Source organism: Cryobacterium sp. RTC2.1, assembly GCF_035018685.1.
Classification (GTDB): Bacteria; Actinomycetota; Actinomycetes; order Actinomycetales; family Microbacteriaceae; genus Cryobacterium; species Cryobacterium glucosi.
In genome coordinates this window covers 1-21028 of sequence record NZ_JASJXJ010000010.1, presented here as the reverse complement: position 1 = coordinate 21028, position 21028 = coordinate 1, and the positions used below count along the sequence as shown (strand labels likewise).

Annotated in this window: 23 protein-coding genes; 7 read left to right on the top strand and 16 right to left on the bottom strand. The window is 67.3% G+C overall.

The window, feature by feature from the left end; translation table 11 throughout:
• Positions 1–6: 6 nt before the first annotated feature.
• Together QN357_RS02675 and QN357_RS02670 are read right to left on the bottom strand one after the other, a co-directional pair.
• Positions 7–870 (bottom strand): Sir2 family NAD-dependent protein deacetylase, encoded by an 864-nt coding sequence (locus QN357_RS02675; RefSeq protein WP_134558148.1) that lies wholly within the window; start codon positions 868–870, stop codon positions 7–9.
• 52 nt (positions 871–922) lie between these two features.
• Complete coding sequence (locus tag QN357_RS02670) at positions 923–1624, bottom strand: SOS response-associated peptidase (protein WP_322189059.1); 702 nt, start codon at positions 1622–1624, stop codon at positions 923–925.
• Between the two features lie 87 nt (positions 1625–1711).
• On the opposite strand from QN357_RS02670, the gene QN357_RS02665 reads away from it, so the two are divergent.
• Positions 1712–2305, top strand: a complete 594-nt coding sequence (locus QN357_RS02665) for a sulfite oxidase-like oxidoreductase (RefSeq protein ID WP_134558146.1) — start codon at positions 1712–1714, stop codon at positions 2303–2305.
• Positions 2302–3093, top strand: coding sequence for a ferredoxin reductase (locus tag QN357_RS02660; RefSeq protein WP_241975196.1), 792 nt, complete (start codon positions 2302–2304; stop codon positions 3091–3093). Before QN357_RS02665 ends, QN357_RS02660 begins: the two co-directional genes overlap by 4 nt.
• A gap of 112 nt (positions 3094–3205) precedes the next feature.
• Here QN357_RS02660 and QN357_RS02655 read toward each other — a convergent pair whose 3' ends face one another.
• The 8 genes from QN357_RS02655 to QN357_RS02620 all read right to left on the bottom strand — a co-directional run bounded on the left by QN357_RS02655 (position 3206) and on the right by QN357_RS02620 (position 10989).
• Entirely contained in the window at positions 3206–4048 is an 843-nt protein-coding gene (locus QN357_RS02655) for a fructose-bisphosphatase class II family protein (protein ID WP_241975195.1), read from the bottom strand.
• A 132-nt stretch (positions 4049–4180) separates the two neighbouring features.
• Positions 4181–5068 carry an NAD-dependent epimerase/dehydratase family protein gene (locus QN357_RS02650; RefSeq protein WP_134448448.1) on the bottom strand — a complete coding sequence of 296 codons (888 nt, stop codon included), beginning with the start codon at positions 5066–5068 and terminating at the stop codon, positions 4181–4183.
• 64 nt (positions 5069–5132) lie between these two features.
• Entirely contained in the window at positions 5133–5960 is an 828-nt protein-coding gene (locus QN357_RS02645) for an ABC transporter permease subunit (RefSeq protein WP_134448450.1), read from the bottom strand.
• Positions 5957–7015, bottom strand: coding sequence for an ABC transporter ATP-binding protein (locus QN357_RS02640; RefSeq protein WP_134558145.1), 1059 nt, complete (start codon positions 7013–7015; stop codon positions 5957–5959). Before QN357_RS02640 ends, QN357_RS02645 begins: the two co-directional genes overlap by 4 nt.
• Positions 7012–7734 (bottom strand): TetR family transcriptional regulator, encoded by a 723-nt coding sequence (locus QN357_RS02635; RefSeq protein ID WP_134448454.1) that lies wholly within the window; start codon positions 7732–7734, stop codon positions 7012–7014. The genes QN357_RS02640 and QN357_RS02635 overlap by 4 nt, the downstream gene beginning before the upstream one ends.
• Before the next feature lie 126 nt (positions 7735–7860).
• Entirely contained in the window at positions 7861–8598 is a 738-nt protein-coding gene (locus QN357_RS02630; RefSeq protein ID WP_134448456.1) for a fumarylacetoacetate hydrolase family protein, read from the bottom strand.
• Positions 8599–8639: 41 nt separating this feature from the next.
• Positions 8640–9968, bottom strand: a complete 1329-nt coding sequence (locus tag QN357_RS02625) for an MFS transporter (RefSeq protein ID WP_241975193.1) — start codon at positions 9966–9968, stop codon at positions 8640–8642.
• Between the two features lie 229 nt (positions 9969–10197).
• A complete protein-coding gene (locus QN357_RS02620) occupies positions 10198–10989 on the bottom strand; it encodes an IclR family transcriptional regulator (RefSeq protein ID WP_134448460.1) in 792 nt (263 codons plus the stop codon).
• Between the two features lie 130 nt (positions 10990–11119).
• Here QN357_RS02620 and QN357_RS02615 point away from each other — a divergent pair, with 130 nt between their 5' ends.
• Positions 11120–12037 carry an NAD(P)-dependent oxidoreductase gene (locus tag QN357_RS02615; protein WP_322189053.1) on the top strand — a complete coding sequence of 306 codons (918 nt, stop codon included), beginning with the start codon at positions 11120–11122 and terminating at the stop codon, positions 12035–12037.
• 24 nt (positions 12038–12061) lie between these two features.
• Here QN357_RS02615 and QN357_RS02610 read toward each other — a convergent pair whose 3' ends face one another.
• The 4 genes from QN357_RS02610 to QN357_RS02595 all read right to left on the bottom strand — a co-directional run bounded on the left by QN357_RS02610 (position 12062) and on the right by QN357_RS02595 (position 15462).
• Positions 12062–12592, bottom strand: a complete 531-nt coding sequence (locus QN357_RS02610; RefSeq protein WP_134448464.1) for a gluconokinase — start codon at positions 12590–12592, stop codon at positions 12062–12064.
• Between the two features lie 6 nt (positions 12593–12598).
• Positions 12599–13654 carry an L-idonate 5-dehydrogenase gene (locus tag QN357_RS02605; RefSeq protein ID WP_134558142.1) on the bottom strand — a complete coding sequence of 352 codons (1056 nt, stop codon included), beginning with the start codon at positions 13652–13654 and terminating at the stop codon, positions 12599–12601.
• A 79-nt stretch (positions 13655–13733) separates the two neighbouring features.
• A complete protein-coding gene (locus tag QN357_RS02600; RefSeq protein ID WP_134448468.1) occupies positions 13734–14501 on the bottom strand; it encodes an SDR family NAD(P)-dependent oxidoreductase in 768 nt (255 codons plus the stop codon).
• A 19-nt stretch (positions 14502–14520) separates the two neighbouring features.
• On the bottom strand, positions 14521–15462 hold the full coding sequence (locus tag QN357_RS02595; protein WP_241975191.1) for a D-2-hydroxyacid dehydrogenase: 942 nt from the start codon (positions 15460–15462) through the stop codon (positions 14521–14523).
• Between the two features lie 218 nt (positions 15463–15680).
• On the opposite strand from QN357_RS02595, the gene QN357_RS02590 reads away from it, so the two are divergent.
• Together QN357_RS02590 and QN357_RS02585 are read left to right on the top strand one after the other, a co-directional pair.
• On the top strand, positions 15681–16619 hold the full coding sequence (locus tag QN357_RS02590) for an NAD(P)-dependent oxidoreductase (RefSeq protein ID WP_322189049.1): 939 nt from the start codon (positions 15681–15683) through the stop codon (positions 16617–16619).
• A gap of 114 nt (positions 16620–16733) precedes the next feature.
• Positions 16734–17633, top strand: coding sequence for a D-hexose-6-phosphate mutarotase (locus QN357_RS02585; protein WP_322189047.1), 900 nt, complete (start codon positions 16734–16736; stop codon positions 17631–17633).
• Between the two features lie 62 nt (positions 17634–17695).
• Here the strand turns inward: QN357_RS02585 and QN357_RS02580 are convergent, their stop codons facing one another.
• Positions 17696–19156 carry a nitronate monooxygenase gene (locus QN357_RS02580; RefSeq protein WP_322136854.1) on the bottom strand — a complete coding sequence of 487 codons (1461 nt, stop codon included), beginning with the start codon at positions 19154–19156 and terminating at the stop codon, positions 17696–17698.
• A gap of 291 nt (positions 19157–19447) precedes the next feature.
• Between QN357_RS02580 and QN357_RS02575 the strand changes: the two genes are divergently transcribed.
• Entirely contained in the window at positions 19448–19714 is a 267-nt protein-coding gene (locus QN357_RS02575) for a GlsB/YeaQ/YmgE family stress response membrane protein (RefSeq protein ID WP_134448476.1), read from the top strand.
• A 72-nt stretch (positions 19715–19786) separates the two neighbouring features.
• Here the strand turns inward: QN357_RS02575 and QN357_RS02570 are convergent, their stop codons facing one another.
• The gene (locus QN357_RS02570) at positions 19787–20320 is read right to left on the bottom strand and encodes a DinB family protein (RefSeq protein ID WP_323504420.1); all 534 of its coding nucleotides are present in this window, start codon (positions 20318–20320) and stop codon (positions 19787–19789) included.
• Between the two features lie 84 nt (positions 20321–20404).
• Here QN357_RS02570 and QN357_RS02565 point away from each other — a divergent pair, with 84 nt between their 5' ends.
• Positions 20405–20815, top strand: a complete 411-nt coding sequence (locus QN357_RS02565; protein ID WP_134448480.1) for a DUF4383 domain-containing protein — start codon at positions 20405–20407, stop codon at positions 20813–20815.
• The last annotated feature ends 213 nt before the right edge of the window (positions 20816–21028 follow it).

Sequence of the window (21028 nt, the reverse complement as noted above, 5' to 3'; positions counted from 1 at the left end):
CGCCGGCTAGCCGAGCAGGGCGCGGAGCCCGACGAGCGCGGTGAGCTGGTGCTCATAGATCGGCGCGCTCCCCGCGGACACGTCATCGCCGCGGCCGACGTGGAACGGGTTGATGCGCACGATCGGGATGTCGTACCGGGAGTGCAGGTCCCAGGTCAGGTTGCGCAGGTTCATCACGGTGAGGCCGACCCCGATCTCGAGGATGACCGTGCTGCCGGGGTCCTCCGCTGCGAGGGGGCGCTGGTAGTCGAGGAAGTCGTCCTCCTGGAGTTCGTTCGCGGCGTTGTTGAACCAGTAGTCGTCGAAGAAGAGCACGTTCGGCCGGGCAAGGCTCCCGCAGGTGGGACAGAAGGTGGTGGCAAGCGTCGGGTCGACGGTCGGGAAGACGCCGTGCGCCTCCGGTTCGGCCAGGCACTGGGAGCGATCGTAGGCGCCGTGGATCTCGAGGAGCTTCTCGGCAGGGAAGCCGTGGTCGGTGAAGGCGGTATCGACGTTGGAGGTGAGCACGAAGGAGTCCTTCGCGGCGGCATCCAGCCAGTCCTGGAGCACGAAGTACGGGTCGGCGGGCCGGGAAGGTTTCTCCGATTCGCGCATCTCCCGCCAGGTCTCGCGGAAGAACGCGGCCTGCTGGTCGGGTTCCTCGAGCCAGAGCGGCGCGCAGGAATGCTCGAGGTTGGTGTGGCCGTAGTGCGAGACGGTGTCACCGTATGCCGCGTTGTCCCCGGTCCAGTAGACGGGCGTCCCGATGTCGGCGCTCATCCCGGCGCCGGCGATCACGATGACCCGCTGCGCCCGCGCGAGCAGTGCGCGACTCGGGGCGAGCGGGGTGTGCAGAACGGATGCTGCAGGTTGGGCGGACGGGACGGGCACGGAGTATCTCCAGCTGCGGCCCTATTCGACGGCCGCCCTTCCATTGTGCGCCTCAGGACAGCGGCCGGATGAGTGCCGGGTCCTGCCGTTCGGCGTCGGGCATCCGCACGCTGTTCACCCGCCGGGACACGGGGTAGCTCTCGATGTGGGCCGCAACGGCGCTGGACGTTCGGTCGAGCAGGTCGAGCAGGTGATTCGGGTCGGTGAGCTTCCCCGGTCTGAGCCACTCGTCCCACACATTCCGTTCGAGGAATGCGGGCATCCGGTCGTGGATCTCGCCCGAAGCGTCGCGGGCCTCCCTCGTGATGATCGTCATACTGTGGGACCAGGAGTCGTCACTCTCCTTGCGCGCCGCGTAGAGTCCGGCCGCTGCGAGGAGCCCGTCGCCGTGGATGAAGTGCGGCTGCTTGCCGTCTGGGAGGTCCTCCCACTCGTAGTAGCCCGTCATCGGGACGATGCACCGGCGCGAATCGAAGGCCGTGCGGAACATCCCGTTGGTGGCAACGGTCTCGAGGCGCGCATTGATCGGCGCGGGTCGTTTGCCGCCGGTCGACCAGGCCGGCGTGAGCCCCCAGGTCGCCGCGTCAACCTCGCGGGTGATCGTTCCGTCGTGTTCCCACTCGCGCACCACGGGAACCCGATCGGTCGGCGCGATGTTGTACGACGGCCGCCAGTCCCGAAAGTCGCCGCCGGTCGCGACGAACTCCTGGATCAGATCGTCGGTGTCCTTGTCCATCGCGAAGCGTCCGCACATGTGCTCAGGGTATTCCGGCAGGTGCGTCCTGACAATCGCGCCGCTAGGCTGTGCGAATCCGGCAATCGCATCTCTGGAGGAGTCGCCATGGGTCTCTTTTCGCCCGGTTTCATGGGCCGTCGCCGCGAACCCGTCCCCGGGCTGCCGCCGGGACAGCACCTCGTCACGGACTTCCCGGTACTCTCGATCGGACCCACCCCGCGGGTGTCCACCGAGGAGTGGCGCTTCAGCATCACGAGCGAGTCCGGGCTGATGACCACCTGGACCTGGGACGAGTTCCAGGCGCTGCCGCAGGAAGACGTGACCGTCGACATCCACTGTGTGACGAGCTGGTCGAAGTTCGGCACCGGCTGGCGCGGCGTCTCCCTCGACACGCTGCTCGAGGGCGTCGACACCGGGGCCGGGTTCGCGATGGCCCGCAGTTACGGCGGGTACACGACCAATGTGCCGCTCGACGAGCTGCGCGGCGGCAAGGCCTGGGTGGCGCACCAGTTCGACGGCGCCCCGCTGGCTCCGGAGCACGGCGGCCCTGCCCGGCTGCTCGTGCCCGCGCTGTACTTCTGGAAGAGCGCGAAGTGGGTGCGGAGCATTGAGCTGTCGACCCGCAACGATCCCGGTTTCTGGGAGCAGAACGGGTACCACATGCACGGCGACCCCTGGCGTGAAGAACGGTACTGGTGAGCGACGTCCCGGCGAGCGCCGCCCGTTCCACGTGGAACGCATCGGACTGGCACGACGCCCTGGTCGTCGAGGCCTACGCCGAAACCCCGACGGCCCGCACGATCCGGATGCGGCTGCCCGCCTCAGCCGCCCTGCCCCAGCTGCCCGAGCTCGTCGCGGGCCAGCACATCGACGTTCGCCTGACCGCACCGGACGGGTACACCGCCGTGCGCTCGTACTCGCTCGCCTCGGCCGCACCGGGTGGGGTTCTCGAGATCACCGTTGAGGAACTCGACGATGGCGAGGTCTCGCCGTATCTCGTGCGCGGCCTCGATGTCGGCGACCGGCTCGAGATCCGCGGACCGATCGGCGGCTGGTTCGTCTGGCGCGAGGAGGAACCCGCGCCGGTGCAGCTCATCGCCGGCGGCTCCGGCGTCGTTCCGCTGATGGCCATGATCCGCGCCCATGAGGCGGCCGCGCACCCGGCTCCGTTCCGCCTGCTCTACTCGGTGCGCTCACCGGAGATGGCGTACTACCGCGCCGAACTCGAGGAGCTCGCCCGGGTCTCCCCGCGCTTCGACCTCGACTGGGTGTACACCCGGCGTGCCCCGAGCGGATGGCCCCACGCACCCGGCCGCCTTGACGTCACCGGCCTCGCGGCGAGCGTTCAGACCCTCGGCACCAGCGCGCTCACGTTCGTGTGCGGCGCGACCCCCTTTGTCGAGTTCGTGGCGGACGCCCTCGTGCGGGCTGGCCGGGATCCCGCCCGGATCCGGACCGAGCGGTACGGCGGCGCGGACGGCGCCTGACGTTTCCGCGCCCCCGCGCCCCTGCGCACGCGCTCAGTCGGAGATTTTCGCGACACGCCGCATCCGCCGACCGGCCCAGCGGCGTTTCGCGAGAATCTCCGACTGAGCCGGCTCAGCCGACGGCGCTCGAGACGAACAGCACAGCCTCGCTCGCGACGAGGTCGTCGAGCTCGAGCACCCGGTCGAGGTCGTGCCCGGCCGCGAGCGCCGCGGCGTGCTGCTCGGGCGTCTGGGGCGCGAGGCGCCCCTGCATGAATCCGCCGAGTGCCCGCACGGCGCAGGCCGCGATGATGCCCTCGGGTGTCCCACCGATGCCGACGACGACGTCGACGTCGGTCCCTGAGGTCGCGGCCGCGACGGCGGCGACGATATCGCCCTCTCCGACGAGCCGGAGCTCGGCGCCGGTCGCGAGGATCTCGGCGATGAGCACCGCGTGACGGGGCTTGTCGAGCACGACGACGACGAGGTCGCTCACGGCGACCCCGGTGACGGCGGCGAGCCTGGCGAGGTTCTCGGCGATCGGGCGGCGGATGTCGACGACCCCGTGGCCGGCCGCGCCGCAGATGAGCTTGTCCATGTAGAAGACGTCGACGGGATCGAACATCGTGCCGCGGGGGGCGAGCGCGATCACGCAGATCGAGCCGGGGAGACCGGAGGCCGCGAGGCGGGTGCCGTCGAGCGGGTCGACGGCGACGTCGCAGAGCGGGGCGCCGCCCTGGCCGAGCGCCTCGCCGTTGGCCAGCATCGGGGCCGCATCCTTTTCGCCCTCGCCGATGACGACGGTGCCCTCGAACGGAGCATCGGCGAGCACGTCCCGCATGGCCGTGACGGCGGCGTCGTCGATGGCGATCTTGTCGCCCCGGCCGAGCCAGGGCAGGCAGGCCGCCGCGGCGGCATCCGTCGCCTCACGCACGCGGGCGACGAGGGCGGCGGGATAGGAGTGCGCGCCGAGCACGACGGCGCCGGAACCGGAGCCACGGGGGATGCCCGTCGGCTCGATTTCCGGCTCGGCGGAGGGACGGACGGGGACGGGTGTACCGGAGACTGGAATGGCGTCAGCCTAACTCTTCCGTGTTACGAACGCGGGTCACGAGCTCGCCAGCGCCCTGCCGTCGGCGTCGAGGTAGTCTCGCCAGGACCGCTTCGGCGCCCAGCCGAGCAGGCGCTGCGCCTTCGCGCTCGAGATGCCCGAGGCATCCGGGCGGGAGAGGGGCCGCAGCGGGATCGTGTCGCCATAGTGCTCGTGCAGGATCGCGGCGAAGTCGCGCCCGCCTGCAGTGTCCGGCGCGGCGATGTAGAACACCTCATGGCCGGGCAGCTCCGATTCGGCGGCGAGCACGATGGCGTCCGCGAGGTCGTATGCATCGGTGTAGCTCCACAGGTTGCCGCTGGCCAACGCGGCGTCGCGCACGAGCGGCCCGAGGTTCTGCTCGTAGTTGTCCTCGTTCTGCACCCAGCTCGGCCGCAGGGAGATGCACCGGATGTCCGAACGTGCGACGGCGGCATCCATCAGCTGCTCCCCGAAGAGTTTGGTGAGCGCGTACGGGTCCTGCGGGTGCGCCGGGTGGTCCTCGTCGACGGGCGCATACTCAGGCAGGAAGCCGCGCTCGGCGAACAGGAATCCCGGCACCGTCTCGCTCGAGATGTTCACGAAGCGCGGCACGCCGAAGCGGACGGCGGCCTCGAGAACGTTGAAGGTCGCCATCAGGTTGGTGCGGAACACGACGTGGGCGGGATTCGCGGTCGGGTCCGGGATCGCGGCGGTGTGCACGACAGCGTCGGCTCCGCGGATCACGGCGAAGGCCTCACCGGCATCCGTCAGGTCGGCCATCTGGTAGCGCGCCGCGCCCTCCACCGCCCGCTCGAAGACCGGGCGGGCGAGGTCGACCCCCGTCACGTCGTGGCCGGCTGCGAGCAGCGCCTGGACGGCGGCCCGACCGACTTTTCCGTTGGCACCGGTGACGACAACCTTCATGAGCGCTCCCTTGCTGAACGTGGTGAAAGCCTCACGCTACCGCGCCGGGGCCTGCCGGCTCCGCTCAGACGCCAATGTCGCGCTGGCGCAGCACGAGTGCCGTCACCGCCGCGACGAGCAGGGAACCGCCGTAGAACGCGAGGAGCGCAAGCGGCGGGGCCCCGTTCGTCATCGGGTAGTTTCCGAACGCCCAGTAGTAGGGCGAGAGCCCGTGCAACCACTCGAGGTCGGCGCTCTGGTTGCCGAGGGCGTTGAAGACGTAGCCGACGACCGCGACGAACGCTCCGGCACCGATGCCCCACACCTTGCGGCCCGTGAGCGCGCCGCCGAGCATCGCCACACTGCCGCAGAGCAGCACGAGGCCCGCGAAAAGCAGGCAGGTCTGGGCCAGGTACCCGACGTCGATGCCGAGCTGGCTCGGGCCGTTGAGGAGCGCGATGAGCACGAACATCAGGGCGGTGATCAACAGGACCTTCAGCACGAGCGCCGCGAACCGCTCCACGACCACCTGCACCCGGGTGACGCCGTGGGCGAGGGTCAGCTCGAGCTGGCCGGATTCCTCGTCGCCGCCGAGCATGGCCGCGCCCCAGCCGATCGAGGCGATGCTCATCAGCAGGAACCCGATCAGGCCGAAGACCGTCGCCTGGGTGTAGCCGGCCCCGGTGCTGATCTGGTCGTAATTGAGGGTACGGATCAGGGCCCGCGGCAGGGAGTCGATGAGCTTCTGCATCTCGGACGTGCCGATCATGCTCGGGTAGAGCGGCAGGTAGAGGAAGATCGCCGCCGCGATGCCGATTCCCCAGCCGAGCAGGGCTCGCCGGCCGTCTGCGAACGCCTTGCCGAAGATCGGCAGGGGCGCACGGCGGACATCCGTCTCCGTGGACGCGGTCATTTCGGTTCCTTCCTTTCCGCTCGGGACCCGCGGGCGGTTCGGGTCGCCCGGGAGGCCCTGTGCGACTCTGCGGAATCCTCCGGCGCGGTGTAGAGCGCGAGCACGGATTCCTCGAGGTCGGGTTCCTCGAGAACGAGATCCGTGAGGTCGAGCGTGGAGACGGCCTGGATGAAGGGCTGGATCGCACCCTCGAGGGTTGCGGTCGCCTCGGTGGCTGCGGCCCCAGCGGGGCTGGTGACGGCCATGCAGACGAGCCCGGCCATGCCGTCGAGCCGGCCCAGCCGCTCGGAGAGGTCGGCGGGGCGGATGCCGGTGGCCGTCATCCGCAAGTGACGCACGGCCGTTTGGCGCAGTGCCTCGACACTCGCGACGGTGATGATGCGCCCGTCCCGGAGGATCGCGACCTCGTCGGCGGCCTGCTGGATCTCGCTGATCACATGCGAGGACAGGAATACGGTCTGGCCGGCGTCGCGGGCCTCCTTGACGAGCAGCAGGAACTCCTGCTGCATCAGGGGGTCGAGCCCGCTCGTCGGTTCGTCGAGCACGAGGAGTTCCGGCTCGTGCATGAACGCCTGCACGATGCCGAGCTTCTGCTTGTTGCCGCGGGAGAGCTTGCGCACCGGCTGTGCGAGGTCGAGATGGAACCGTTCGGCGAGTTCTTCGATGTGCCCGGTGCGGACGGGACCGGAGATGTCGGCGTAGTGCTGCAGGAGCTTTCGTCCGGTGATGCGGCCCTCGAGGATGAGTTCTCCGGGCAGGAAGCCGATCCGCCGGCGCAACTCGGGGCCGGCGTTGCGCGAGTCGGTGCCGAGAACGGTCGCGTGCCCGGAGCTCGGCCGGATGATGTCGAGCAGGGCGCGCATGGTCGTGGTCTTGCCCGCTCCGTTGGGGCCGATCACGCCGAAGACGCTGCCGCGGGGAACCGTGAAGGTCACACCATGGAGGGCCTGGGTGCTGCCGAAGCGCTTGGTGATCTCGACGGCCTGGATCGCGGCATCCGTGGGCGGGGACGACGCCCCGGGATGTGGCCAGCTCGCTGTTTCGACGTGACTCATCGGGTGTCCTCTCGACTGGGGTATTCCTGGGCCGGCATGGGCTCTGCCGGGGGTGCCGCAGCGGGCTCCGGCGTTGCCGCGAGCGCCTTCCGGGTGACGTTCAGCACGGTCTCGTCTGTGTAGAGCCCGTGGGTGTACAGCTCGACCGACGGCAGCGCGAGCCGCCGCATCGTCTCCTGGCCGAGACCCAGGCCCTCGAAGCCGAGCGACCGGGCGAGGTGTGCGCTCATCGTCATCATCGCCAGGCTCGTCGTCGCGATCAGGACCGCCACCGCGCGCGGGTCGGAGGAGGGGTTCATGGTTCCGTCCGCGATTCCGGCCCGGATGATCGCCTCGGTCTCGTCGACGATCGTGTCCACGAAGGTCCGGCCGGCCGCCGTCTCCTCCGCGATCGCCCGCGACAGGTAGGCGACGTCGACCTCGTATTCCGCGGGGTTCGCGAGGTATCCCTGGATCACGGCCTGGAGTCCCGCCGGGCTCGCCTTGTCGCGGGCCGCGGCCAGCATGGTGCCGATCACGAATTCATCGCACTCCCCGCGGAGGCGCTCCTTGCTGCCGAAGTGATGCACGACGAGGCTCGCGCTCACGCCGGCGGTGGCGGCGATCGCCCGCAGGCTCGATTTGCGGAAGCCGTCCTGAGCGAAATGAACGATCGCGGCATCCCGGATCAAGGCGCGCGCCGTGAGGTCCTCCGGTGGAGAGGGACGAGCTGTACGCATGTTCAACATGCTAAACACTTGTTCAGTGCGGGTCAAGGCCCTCGGTGCGTGACATGCCGGAGCCCGGGTGCTCGCCCTGCAGCCTGCAGGGCGAGCATCCGGGCTCCGGGACTTCCCGGTTGACGATCAGCCGACGGTGCTGCTGAGCGTTCCGATCCCCTCGAGAGTGATGTCGACGCGATCACCGGGATGAACGGCGACAAAGGTGTTCGGAGCACCGGTCATGATCACATCCCCGGGTTCCAGGGTGAGCCAGCGCGTCACGTATGCGAGTGTCGCGGCAACACTCGACGGGAGGTTGAACGACCCGGACCGGGCGCGCACCTCACCGTTGATCGCGACCTCTGTGCTCACGTTCTCGGGGTCGGCCACCTCGGTCTCGATCCAGGGGCCGAGCGGTGTGTAGTTGACTCCACTTTTGCTCTGGAAGTTCTTTTCGTCGACGGGCACCTGATCGACGTTCGTCACGTCGTTCGCGACCGTGAATCCGAGAACGTAGTCGAAGGCGTTTTCTACAGTGAGCGCGGTAGCCGATCGCCCGATGACGACGGCAAGTTCTCCTTCGACGTTGACCGTTCCCACGCCACGCTGAGCCAGGATCTCGTCGCCAGGCCCCGCGACGGTGTGTGCCGATTTCTGCCAGGCCTGAATGGGCAGGACGTGGTTGTTGTTGGTGAGGTTATGAGCAATTCCGACGACGAGGCCGGGTTGCACCGGGGCAAGGAGCACGGCACCGTCCATGGGTGTCGAGTCCCCGGTGAAGATGATTTCCCGGGCGAAAGGATCGATGATGAAGTCCCAACGATCGTCCACGGCCACCGCAGAGCGGGGCCCTTCTGGAGTTTCGAGTCGTGCTATCCGCATGCTGTGCTTTCTGATTTGGTCGAATGAGGAGAGAAGCTGCGTCAGCTGCCGACACGTGCGAGGAATTCCTTGTGCGACACCATGTGTTCGGGACGTGTCTCAACCTGAACCGCGCTGTCGAACAGTGCGTCGTTGAGAAGCGTCAGGTCACGGCCGCGGGTCTCGGGTGTCACGAAAGTCGTTGCGAACGTGATCGCGGCGAGGATGAAGACATAGATGGCCAGCGGCCACCAGGCCCCACCGCTGGCGCCGATGAGGAAAGCACCGAGGACCGGCGCGATCCCGCCGGCAAGGATGGCACTGAATTCCCGTGACGTCGCAACACCGAGATACCGGTGTTGGTTGCCGAACATTTCAGGAAGGAGCGCGCACTGCGCGCCGAGCATGGTGTTGACTCCGAGGCCGATTGCAACGGCGATCACGATGATGACGATTACAGGGTTTCCGAGCGACAGCAGCCACCAGCCGGGGAAGGCAAGCACCAGAAGGACCGCCGCGCCGAACCGGTAGACGGGGACCCGTCCGAAGCGATCAGAGAGGTGACCGGCGAACGGAACCGTCACCATCCCGACCAACGATCCAACCGCGACGGCGAGCGGGCCGATCCACGTGCCGACTCCAACGGTTGTGACCACGAAACTCACGGCGAGAGTGCTGAAGATATAGGAGCCCCCGTTCTCCGCCATCCGCAGGCCGATTCCACGCAGAACCGAGGGGAATGAGCCGCGGAAAACCTCGCGGAGGGGACTCTCGGCAACCTGATCCTGCTTTTCGAGAGTGATGAATGTCGGGCTTTCCCGCAGGCGCATCCGGATGAAGACGGCGACACCGATGAGCAGGATGGAGGCGAGGAAGGGAATGCGCCACACTCCCGCGAGCAGGACCTCCGTGGGGAGGGTGCCGAGGTAGACGAACACTCCCGCGGCAAGCAAGGTTCCTGCCTGAATCCCAATGAAGGGGAGGGCCGCGAAGAAGCCGCGTCGGCGAACGGGTGCGTATTCGGCCATAAGGACCGTCGCGCCCGCCTGTTCGGCGCCAGCACCGAAGCCTTGCAAGAGCCGGAGCAAAACCAGGAGAGCCGGGGCCCACAGGCCGGCCTGCTCATAGGTCGGCAAGACGCCGACGAGAGTGGATGCGCCACCCATGATGGCGATCGTCGTGAGTAGAACCCATTTACGACCGAGCTTGTCGCCGATCGTGCCGAAGAAAAGCCCCCCGAGTGGACGTGCGGCGAAGGCCACCCCAAAGGTGGCGAAGCTCGCGACCAGGGCAACGGCAGGTGTGAGGTTGGAGAAGAATACCTTGCTGAAGATCAGGGCCGACGCGAGCCCGTACAGGGCGAAGTCGTAATATTCCAGCGCACTGCCCACGCTTGATGCCAAAGTGGCCCGACGAAGATTCGCCGCGTAATCCGGATCCGAAGCCCCACTGGAACCGCCCGGTTGATTCTCACTGCTCACGATGTCTCACCCTCCATTGGATGACCCCTGAGTCGAATGAATTACTCGGAATTCACCCAAGTCGAGGCGTCGATGCGGGCGTCTGTGCCCGTAGGAATGATGCTACACCCGGCTGAACAGAGTTCGGCATTCTGAACGATTATTTTTCGACAGGAACAATCGTCGGTCGCGTCAGCTCCGCTGCCGCCATCCGAAGAGCCGCCAGGACGCGCGCCCGCTCCTCCGGTGAATCATTCGGGTGCACCAGCGACGCACCGATTCCGAACGATGGTTCTCCGCTTCGCGTCGAAGGGACGAGGACTGCCAAACCGACCACGCTCAAGTGGATCTCACCCTCATCGATGGCATATCCGCGCTCACGCGTCATCTTCAACTTCCGCTGCAACGTCTCCAGGTCCTTCGTTGAACGATCAGTGAAAGTCACGAGTCGATTGGGGTCCGCGTACAGCGCTTCAACCTCGTCCGGTGGTAGTTCCGCGAGGAGTACCGTACCCACCGCGGTCGCTGACGACGGGTAGCGATCTCCGACGCCCGCAGACAACGGGAACCGCTCCCTCCCTTCGTACGCCGCCAGATAGAGGACCCTGGCTCCGTCCAACATTGCAATCTGCACAAGTTGTGTGGTGAGCACCTCCGACTCTTCGCAGATCCGGTAGAACTCCCGAATCTGGTCGAACCCCGCGAGGTAAGCGCTTCCGAGCTCGACCGCGCGTCTGCCCAGTAGATATCCTCCACCGCTTCGCCGGATGAGCCCGCCCTCTTCGAGCGACGCACACAGATTGGACGTCGACGACTTGGCTATACCCAACTCTCGCGCGATATCGCTCAAGGAACGGGCGCGGCCGGGCGAGAGCGCGAGCAGATCGAGGATCCTGACCGCCTTCAAGACTGCCGGCGCCTGAGCACCCTTTTCAACCTCGATGACGCTCATTCCGCTTCCTCCTTGGCGCCGCGCTGCGCCGCATGGCGGCAGCCGAAACACACCCCGATGGTACCAGTCGCCCACTTTCACGGGGCGACCACCATCCACAGTGGTGAATGCGGTTCTGTATGCTGTTCAAATGTCAACGTTGCCCCCCGCCGAATCAGGTCCTGTATCCGTGGGAATGATCGGGCTGGGAAACATGGGGTTGCCCATGGCCCTGAACCTGCTCCGCGCCAGCGGACCGGACAGGCACATCCGCAAAGTCACGGTCACGGGGCGATCACGAGAACGTTCTGCGGCGCTACTGGCAGCCGGAGCGGCATGGGCAGGCACGCCGCGCGAACTCGCGGAGCAGTCGGACGTCCTCATCCTCATGGTTCCCGATTTGCCTCAGGTGGAGGAGGTTCTTTTCGGGCCAGACGGCGTCGCCGAAGCGTCCACGGAGCTTGTCGTGGTCGTCTCGGCCACGGTCTCAGCTGCCGGACTGCGCACGGTCGACGCTCGACTCCGTCACGGTACGCACGGGCGAATGGTTCTTGTCGACGCCCCCGTCAGCGGCGGCACCGAAGGCGCGGAAGCAGGAATACTCTCGATCATGGTCGGCGGCGACGTCGAACCCGTCGCACGCGTCCTGCCGGTCCTCAGCGCCTGTGGGTCCCCATTGAGACTGGGGCCACTTGGAGCCGGCGCCGTGGCCAAAGCCTGCAACCAGCTCATCGTCGCTGCGACAATGAGCGCGATCGCCGAAGCGAGCGTGATCGCCGAACGCTCAGGCCTTGACCTTGGCGCCCTGTTGGACCTTCTCCAGGGCGGCTATGCGGGCAGCCGCGTTCTGGAGACGAAGGGTCGACGGCTCGTCGAGCGCGACTACACGCCAACAGGGGCGGCCAAATTCATGGTCAAGGACCTGAGTTTCGCGGCAGCCGCTGCTGCAGATACCCGCACGGTGGCCCCGACCCTGGCCGCCGTGCGGGAATCCTTCCTACGGTTGACCGAAGCGGGCCTCGGAGACCAGGATCTCGCCGTCATCCACCGATACGTCGGCAGTCTTTGATTTCATTGGTCGAGGCTTCGGCAGCTACTGAGACACCGCCGGAACCCGCAGGGACGTGACCGCAGCGGCAACAATTTCGCTGACCCCTGCGGCGATGTCGACGACGGTTCCCTCCTCGGTGTCGCAGAGCGGCTCAAGAGTACGGAGTTGGGACTCCAAAAGCTCAGGCGGCATGAAATGTCCTCCGCGGTCGCGGAGGCGCGCCGCCAGTAATTCAGGAGTACCAGAAAGGTGCACGAAGTACGTTCCAGGCGCCTCGGCACGAATCGCGTCCCGATAGCTCCGTTTGAGCGCGGAGCATGCAATGACGAGCCCCTGGCCATCGGCTCGCGCGGCGGAAAGGGCGCCGCCGACGAGCGAGAGCCACGGCATCCGGTCCGCGTCGTCGAGGGGACGGCCTGCGGCCATTTTGGCGATATTGGCCGCGGGGTGGAGCACGTCGCTGTCGATGAACGACTCGCCGATGGCCCGCGAAAGCTGTTCACCGACTGTCGACTTGCCCGCACCGCACACTCCCATCACGACGACAAGCGGATGTTGGACGGAGTTGATCATGGCGTTCTAGTCCCGTTCTTCGAAGCTGAGTAAGACCTTGCCGGATGCAGCGGGGTCGCGGGCGATTTCGAAGGCCGCAGCGGCCTCACCAACGGGGAAGACCTGGGTCACGATTCCGCCGACGTCGAGGGAGCCGTCGGCGAGAGCGGCCACGACCTCGTCGATCTCGTCATTGAACCGGAACGATCCGACGAGTTCCAGCTCGCGGACGATCGCCAGCGAGATCAGGGCCGGCTGCTCGCCGGACGGCAGCAGTCCGACCATCACGATGCGTCCTCCACGGGTGGCACCGCGCACCGCCGATTCGAGTCCCCGGTAGTTGCCGGACGACTCGATCACGATATCGGCGTCGACGCGCGCAATCGCGTCCGCATCGGTGGCGAGGAGCGTTTGGGTCGCACCGAGCAGGCGCGCCCTCGACAGGGGCGGCTCGACCGTGTCGACCGCGATGATCTCCGCTGCGCCATGGTGCCGCAGCACGGCGATCACGAGCGACCCGATCGGACCGCACCCGACAACGAGAGCTCGTCTGCCGCGCACCTCGCCTGCTCGCCCAACGGCGTGCCACGCAACGGCGGCCGGTTCCACGAGAGCGGCGTCGCGAAGCGACAGCCCCTTCGGGAGTTTCCGCAGCATCCGGCTGGGCAGCGCGACCCGCCTGGCAAATGCACCCGACCGGTGCGGGAACCGGGCAGCACTGCCGAGATAGGTCCCGCCCGGTGCAAGATTCGGCCGCTCGATCGGATAGCGACTGCCATCACCCGGCCCCGGCGTCAGGGGGTGTACCGCGACACGGGTCCCGGCAACGGGTCCGGATCCGTCTGCGGCCGACGTGACGACCGTTCCGACGATTTCATGCCCGAGCAGAAGCGGCTCTCGGAGAATGGATTCTCCGGCCGCCCCATCGAGCCAGTAGTGCAGGTCTGATCCGCAAATGCCACCGAAGGCGACCTCAACGACCGCCTCATCAGCCTCAGGCCGCGGCTCTCCGATGGCCTCGACCCGAAGGTCTCCCTTGGCGTGGGCGACAACGCCGAGAACGCCGGTGTGAATATTCGACATGTTGGACTCCTCTGTCCTGTGAATGTGGTTCCGTTCGCTGAATCCGCTGTGCGCAGGCCAGGTTGCTGACCGGGTCTCGTCACACCACGGCGGTCATTCCGCCGTCGACGAAGATCGTCTGCCCGTTGACGAAGTCCGACGCGGGCGACACGAGGTAGATCAGGGTGCCGACCAGGTCTGCGACATCGCCCCAGCGTCCGGCAGGTGTTCGCGTGCGCACCCAGGAGCTGAAGGCCTCGTCCGCGACCAGAGCCTTCGTGAGCTCGGTCGCGAAATACCCGGGCGCGAGGGCGTTCACTTGGATGCCGCTGACCGCAAGATCAGCACACATGCCCTTCGTCAGCATCGAGATTCCGCCCTTGGTCGCAGCGTATGGCGCAATGCCTGCTCGCCCGAGCTGGCTTTGCACCGATCCGATATTCACGATCTTGCCGCTGCCGCGGGTCACCATCCCTCGAGCGGCCTGCTGGCCGACCAGGAATGCACCGGTGAGGTTGGTCGCGACGATGTCGTTCCAGTCAGTGAAGGTGAACTCGGTGAACGGGGCCCTGCGCTGAATTCCGGCGTTGTTGACCAGGATGTCCAGCACACCCCACTCATTCTCGATCGCCGCGATTCCATCGGCGACGGCGGCCGGGTCGGTGATGTCGAAGGTGGATGCGATCGTTTCCACCCGGCCGGATTTCTCCAGCCCGGAGCGGGCCGCGTCAACCTGATCGCGGTTGCGTCCGTGGACGACAACCCGCACTCCCGCGTCCGCGAGGCCGCCCGCGAGCGCAAGTCCGATTCCTCGGCTCGATCCCGTGACGAGTGCCGTCTTCCCCGAGACGTCAAATAGCGTGTTCATCAGTTCTCTCCTGTGTCTTTCAGTAGAACTCGACGGTATCGACCCGGTTTATCAGGGGTTGTCCGTCGAGGAAGCGAGTGGCATTGCGGGTGAAGAGCTCGGCGATCAGCCGGTCCTCTGCAGCGTTGAGAGCGGCGGTGTGCGGGCTGACCAGGACGTTCGGCAGATCCCAGAATGGGCTGTCGGTGGCGAGGGGTTCTTCGGCGAACACGTCGAGGGCCGCGAACCCGACCCGGCCGTTCCGCAGCGCACGCAACAGTTCGTCCTGGTCGATGACGGTCCCACGTCCCACGTTCACGACGGTCGCGCCCGGCTTGATCCGGGAAAAGAAGTCGCTGCCGAAGAGTCCGTTGGTCGCAGCGGTCCCGGGCAGGGTCGCGACGACAGCATCCAGCTCGTGCGCCACGGAGGGGATTTCTTCGGGCTGGATGAAGCGGGAGACTCCCGGGATGTCCTGCGAGCCACGGGTCGTGCCGATCACGCGTGCGCCGAGTGCGGCAAGACGGGAAGCGACTCCGGCACCGATGCCACCGAGACCGGCGACAAGGACCGTCTGCTCACTCACAAGCCCCATGGTCCAGCGGCCACTCCAGGTGTGGTCGTGCTGCTGGGCAAGGAGGCGCGGCAATGACTTGGCGCCGGCGAGCACCCCGAAGAGTGCGAATTCGGCGAGGGGACCGCCATGCACGCCGGCGGAAGTCGTGAAGGCAACCCGTTCCAGCTGCGCCGCGCTGAGCTCTGCGGCGGCAACCTGTCCGCCGCCGCCCGCCGCCATGGTTTGCACCCAGCGCAAGCGCGGGTTGACTCCGACGGTCTTCTTCAGTGCCGCGGAATCGACGTCCGGGATGCCGTAGAGCACGTCCGCGCTATCGACGAGGGCCGTGAAGCGCTCCTGCTGCGCAGCAGTGCGGTGGAAGGAAGGGTCGCCGTTGAAATCGCCGGGATGGCGCTGCGGGGGCAACAGCTCCTGATCGCGGATGAGCTGCAGGCGGGGTTCACCCGTTTCGATGCGGTGGCATAGTTCCTCGGACAGTGGAGCCGCGACAACGACTCGAAGGCGAGTATCTGATTCGATCACTGTATTTACCCTTTTCTGCGCCGAATAGGGGTCGGTGTGCGGCGCTCCTGAATGTCAAGCTGCATCCATCCTACTGAACAGAGTTCGCTAGAGTGAACGACATGTCAAACCAACGTAGTTTTCCTGCTGCAAATTCGCTTACTGTCGGAGTCATTGGATTGGGAGTGATGGGCCGCCCGATGGCTGCAAGCCTCCTGCGCAGCCCTGCAGCCTCCTGGAACGTTGTCATCAGCGACCGAGGACGCGAACGCTATTCCGAACTCTTGGATTCGGGAGCCTCCTGGGCGGAATCCCCGCGGCGGCTCGCTGAACAGGCCGACATCATCGTCGACATGCTCCCGGACCTTCCGCAACTTGAACAGGTTCTGAACGGCCCCGACGGTATCGTTTCGGGTATCACGACCCTCACTTTGTTGGTGATTTCCTCCACGTCCTCCGCGTCCGGCATCCGTGAGCTCGCGGACAGGCTCGCAACTGAGACCAACGGTCTCCTCCACGTCGTCGATGCCCCTGTGAGCGGCGGCGAAGACGGTGCGGTCGCGGGGACACTCTCGATTATGGTCGGCGGCAGCGCTGACGATGTCGACCTCGCACTGCCCGTGTTACGGGCCATCGGGACCCCGGCGCACCTCGGTCCGCTCGGTGCCGGCGCAATCGCCAAGTTCTGCAATCAACTCATCGTGGCGGCGAATATTCTGGCGCTCGGCGAAGCTGCGGTCCTGGCGGAACGGAGCGGCCTCGACCTCGGCGCCCTCTTCGACCTTCTCGAAAACGGGTACGCGGGCAGTCGGGTCCTGGACAGCCGGAAGCGGCGTATCGTCGACGCGGACTATCGCCCGTCCGGAGTCGCCAGGTACATGATCAAGGACCTCCGCTACGCACTCGAAGAAGCCGATCGAACCGGCACCGATGCCGCTCAGCTGCGTCTGCTGCTCGACACCTTCACCGATCTCACCGCACACGGTTTCGGCGACCAGGACATTGCGGTCACGCGGGCCTATGTCGAGTCGAAGAACCCGCCACCGGTCGCAGTCGCCTAACCGCACCCTGATGGTCCGATGTCTGCCACACAGCGGGCAGGCACCGGCTGAGAATCGCGCCCGCTCATCAACAGTCCCACTGTGGGAAAATCAGGTGAACCCTGGAGGTTTCCCATGTCAACCATTCCCACAGCACTTCCCGTCCTGCCGGCGTCCGTCCACCTCGCCCCCGGCGTCGGCGGGCTCCCCATCGTCCGTGTCACCGGCCGCGCCGGGTCGGCCGAGGTGTACCTGCACGGTGCGCACGTCGCCTCGTGGGTTCCGGCCGGCGGAGCCCCCGTGCTCTGGATGAGCGCGGCGAGCCGCTTCACCCCGGGCACCGCCATCCGCGGCGGAATCCCGATCTGCTTCCCCTGGTTCGGTCCGAACGCAGCGGATACGACGGCGCCGGCCCACGGGTTCGCCCGCGTGACCGAGTGGCAGCTGTCCGGCGCCGCCGAGGTCGCTGACGATGTGGTGCTGACCTTCCACCTGACGGACTCGCCCGCGACGCGCGCGTCGGCGTGGCCGCATCCGTTCGAAGCCCGCTACACCGTGACCGTCGGTGCGACGCTCCGCCTCGAGCTGACCGTGACCAACCGGGACACGGTGGCCGTGACCGTCGAGGAGGCGCTGCACAGCTACTTCGCGATCGACGACATCCACCGGACGACGGTCACCGGGCTCGAGGGCGCCCCGTTCCTCGACAAGGTCTCAGGCGGCACGCTCGAGCCAGGGGCCGACGGCCCCGTCGGCTTCGTGGCGGAGACCGACCGGGTCTACCCCGGCACCACGGCCACCACGGTCATCAAGGACGGGACGCGCAGCATCGCCGTCGCGAAGACCGGCTCCGAGAGCACCGTCGTCTGGAACCCATGGATCGACAAGGCCGCGGCAATGGCGGACTTCGGCTCCCAGGAATGGACCGGCATGGTCTGCGTCGAGACCTGCAACGTGGGCGCAGCCGCGATCACCCTCGCCCCCGGCACGAGCCACACGATGACAGCGGAGTTCACCGTCACTGAAGCAGCTTGAGAGTCACCTTTCCGGTCGAGAGTGACCGCTGTAACGGGCACTCTCGACCGGAAAGGTAGTGGTCAGGAGGCGGTCGGGGAGACCGGGGCGTCGCGGAGCAGCCAGCCGATGGCGTCCGCGGCGCTCCACCCTTCCGGATGTGCAGCGAGGAGCACGGCGGCCCCGTCGATGTCGTTGCCGAGCGTCAGCAGCGGCGCCTCGACGTAGCCGGTCTTGCGGGTCTGGCCGAGGCCGACGGTCGCGGTGAGCGCGTTGCAGAGGCAGGCGCGGCCGGCAGCATCCTCGGCGGTGCCTCCCTTGCGCACGTACATGTGCACGGGTTCGCTCGGGCAGCGGAACCCGACCGTGCCGTCCTTCTTCGCATAGGGCTCGCGCAGGTAGCTGAGGTCGCAGAGACGCACCCGGTCGGCGTAGACCGCCGGTTCGGACAACGTGCCCGGCAGCTGGGCCACCTTGAACGGGAATCCCGTCGGCGAGGCGGCGGCGTCGGTGCGGATCGAGAGCTCCGTCGCGTCGAGGCGGCCGAGCACCTGGTCGCGCAGTTCGGGGGCGAGGCCGGACTCCTGGCTGAGCGCGAACAGGGTGCCGACCTGCACGCCCTGTGCTCCCGCGGCGAGCGCGACGGCGAGGCGTTCCGGCTGCCCGTAGCCGCCGGCGAGCCAGAACGGCAGGCCGAGTTCGGCGATCTTGACGATGTTCGCGTCGTCGCGCGGGCCGTAAATCGGCTGGTCGTCGTCGTCAAGGGTGAGCCGGCCGCGCGGGGGCGCGTTGTGCCCGCCTGCCGTCGGGCCCTCGATGATGAACCCGTCCGGGCGGATGTCCGCATCGCGCGCGAGGTAGAACGCGAGCACGTGCGCCGAGACGATGGCGAGGAAGAACGGGCGGAGTAGCGGCGGGAAGGTCTCCGGCGTCAGCCCGAGGACGTCGACGGGATCCACGCTCACGGTGTGGACGGCATCCGCTTCGGCCCCGTGCACGTCGATGTCGATCGTGCCGACCCGGCCGGCGGCGAGCTCATCGAGGAGGTGCGGGATCTGGCGCGGGATGCCGGCGCCCATCAGGACGTAGTCGACCCCGGCGAGCATGGCGCCGAGTGCGGCCGGCGGGGTCGCCATCTGCACCTTCTCCATGTAGTTGATCCCGACGATCCCGGTGTGGCCCTCCTTGGCCAGCCAGACCTCGGTGAAGTTGCCGAGCACGCTGAGCTCCTGCTGCTCGCGGGTGGGCTTCAGGGACAGTTTGGGTACGGGAAGGTACGGCTCGCCCTCCGCGCGGCCCTCGGCCTGGAAGTAGCGCTCGAGAACGGGCCCGACCAGTGCGGGAACCGGGAACGCGGCGAGCGCCCGGCGGATGTGTCCGCCGGCGTCGCCGTCCTGAAGCCTGCGTGTGAGGACGGAGTCGAGGGCGACGCCGGAGACGACGCCGAGCTGGCCGGTGCGGGCCACCGCATTGGCGAGCCGCCAGGACGAGACGGCCATGCCCATGCCGCCCTGGATGACCACGGGCAGTGTTCTGTCGGACAAGAGGGCCTCCGTCGATCTGCGCCGGGGCGTCCGCCGCGAGAACGGGGGTGCCACTGCAGTCGCTGAGACCGGGGGTGATCAGTTGCAGGGCGCAGGGCAATCGTAACTCACGGCATATTCCCGAATCGGGTTGCATTCGGGCCGCGACCCCGTGACCGGGATACCGGATCGTGGCAGACTCGATGAGTAAGACGGAGATGGAGGTTGGCCTGCACCCGCGCCAGAGTCTGCGGGCAGGCATGTGATGACACACCATGTGAGACAACGCTTGTAAGCGAAAGGACGCTTGACATGAGTTTCATCGGATTTCTACTTCTCGGCCTGATCGCCGGCGCGATCGCCAAGGCCATCCTGCCCGGCACCCAGGGCGGCGGCTGGTTCGTGACCCTGCTCCTCGGAGTGGTGGGCGCGATCCTCGGCGGCTGGCTCGGGTCCCTCCTCTTCGGCGTCGGCATCGGCGATTTCTTCCAGCTGTCCAGCTGGTTGCTCGCCATTGCAGGGTCGATCATCGTGCTGCTGATCTATGGCGCCGTCGTCAACCGGAGGCACACCGCGTAGCGGCGGCCGCACACGCCCGGTGCATCACCACCGTCACCTGCGCTGCCCGCCTCAGAAACGGCAGCCGCGACTCTAGCGGTGCTCTGACACCGCGGTGACGTCGTGCAGGTGATGCACCGGGTCATGCACGAAGTACTGTCCCATCGTCGTCACAGTGAACCGGGCGCCGTCGCTGCGCCTGCCGACCCGACCGAGTTCGGCGGCGGGGACCGCGGTAAACGCAACGGCCGCGGATGCCGCGGCCTCGGCCAGTTCGACGGCGACCCGTTCCGGGGCCTGCTCGCCGTACCGTTCCGCCACGGCCGTCGCGTCCTGGTCCCAGTTCGGGAACAGGGGGTCGTCCTCCGAGCGCATCAGCGCGAGCCGGACGGTGAAACTACGGAACACATCGCGAACATGGGCGGCGTACTCCAGGGCGGACCAGGTGTGCTCGCTCGGCCGCACCGCGACATCCGCTCGCTCGAGCACGGGCAGCCAGGCCGCGGCGTTCTCGCGGATCAACCGTGGGATGTCCTCGAAGACGACATCCGCGGCGACGAAACCGCACTCGGGGCAGGGGCGCTCGAGCACCCAGGTCCAGTCCTTGGTGTCCGGGGGAATATTCATGCCGCGAGCCTACCAATCCGCTGTGAGGTTCATTCCGAACTACTGGCAACCGCACCCCCGCGGTCTCTACCAGGAGGAAATCTCATGCGCACTTCACCGAACCGCCTCGTCGCCACCGTCTTCGGAGCCGTCTACCTGCTCGTCGGCCTGCTCGGCTTCGCCGTCACGGGTGGGGTCAGCTTCATCGCCACCCAGGGCGGGCTCCTGCTCGGCCTCTTCGCCGTCAACCCGCTGCACAACGTCGCCCACCTGCTGATCGGCGCCGCACTGCTCATCGCCGGCCTCTCGGGCGTCACCGCGGCCAAGTCCGTCAACACCACGATCGGCGCGGTCTACCTGCTCCTCGGCATCGTCGGGTTCTTCATCGCTGGCTCGGAGCTCAACATCCTCGCCCTCAACACGCCAGACCACTTCCTGCACCTCGCCAGTGCGATCGTGCTGCTCGGTGCGGGCCTCGCCGCCGACAAGGTCGTCCGCCACTCCGCGGTCGCCTGAACCGCCGGCCGCTCCACACCCGCATTCGCCACGCAGCACGCCGCACCACGCATCCACGAACAGGAGCTTCGATGACCCCGATCAGCCGCCTCTGGCTCTCCTCTGCCGCCATCGGCGCGGGAACGATCCACCTCGCCGTGGGTGCGAGCGCCCCGGTGCTCCTCATGATCACCCTGGTCGGGCTCGGCGCTGCCGAGCTCGGCTGGGGCGCCG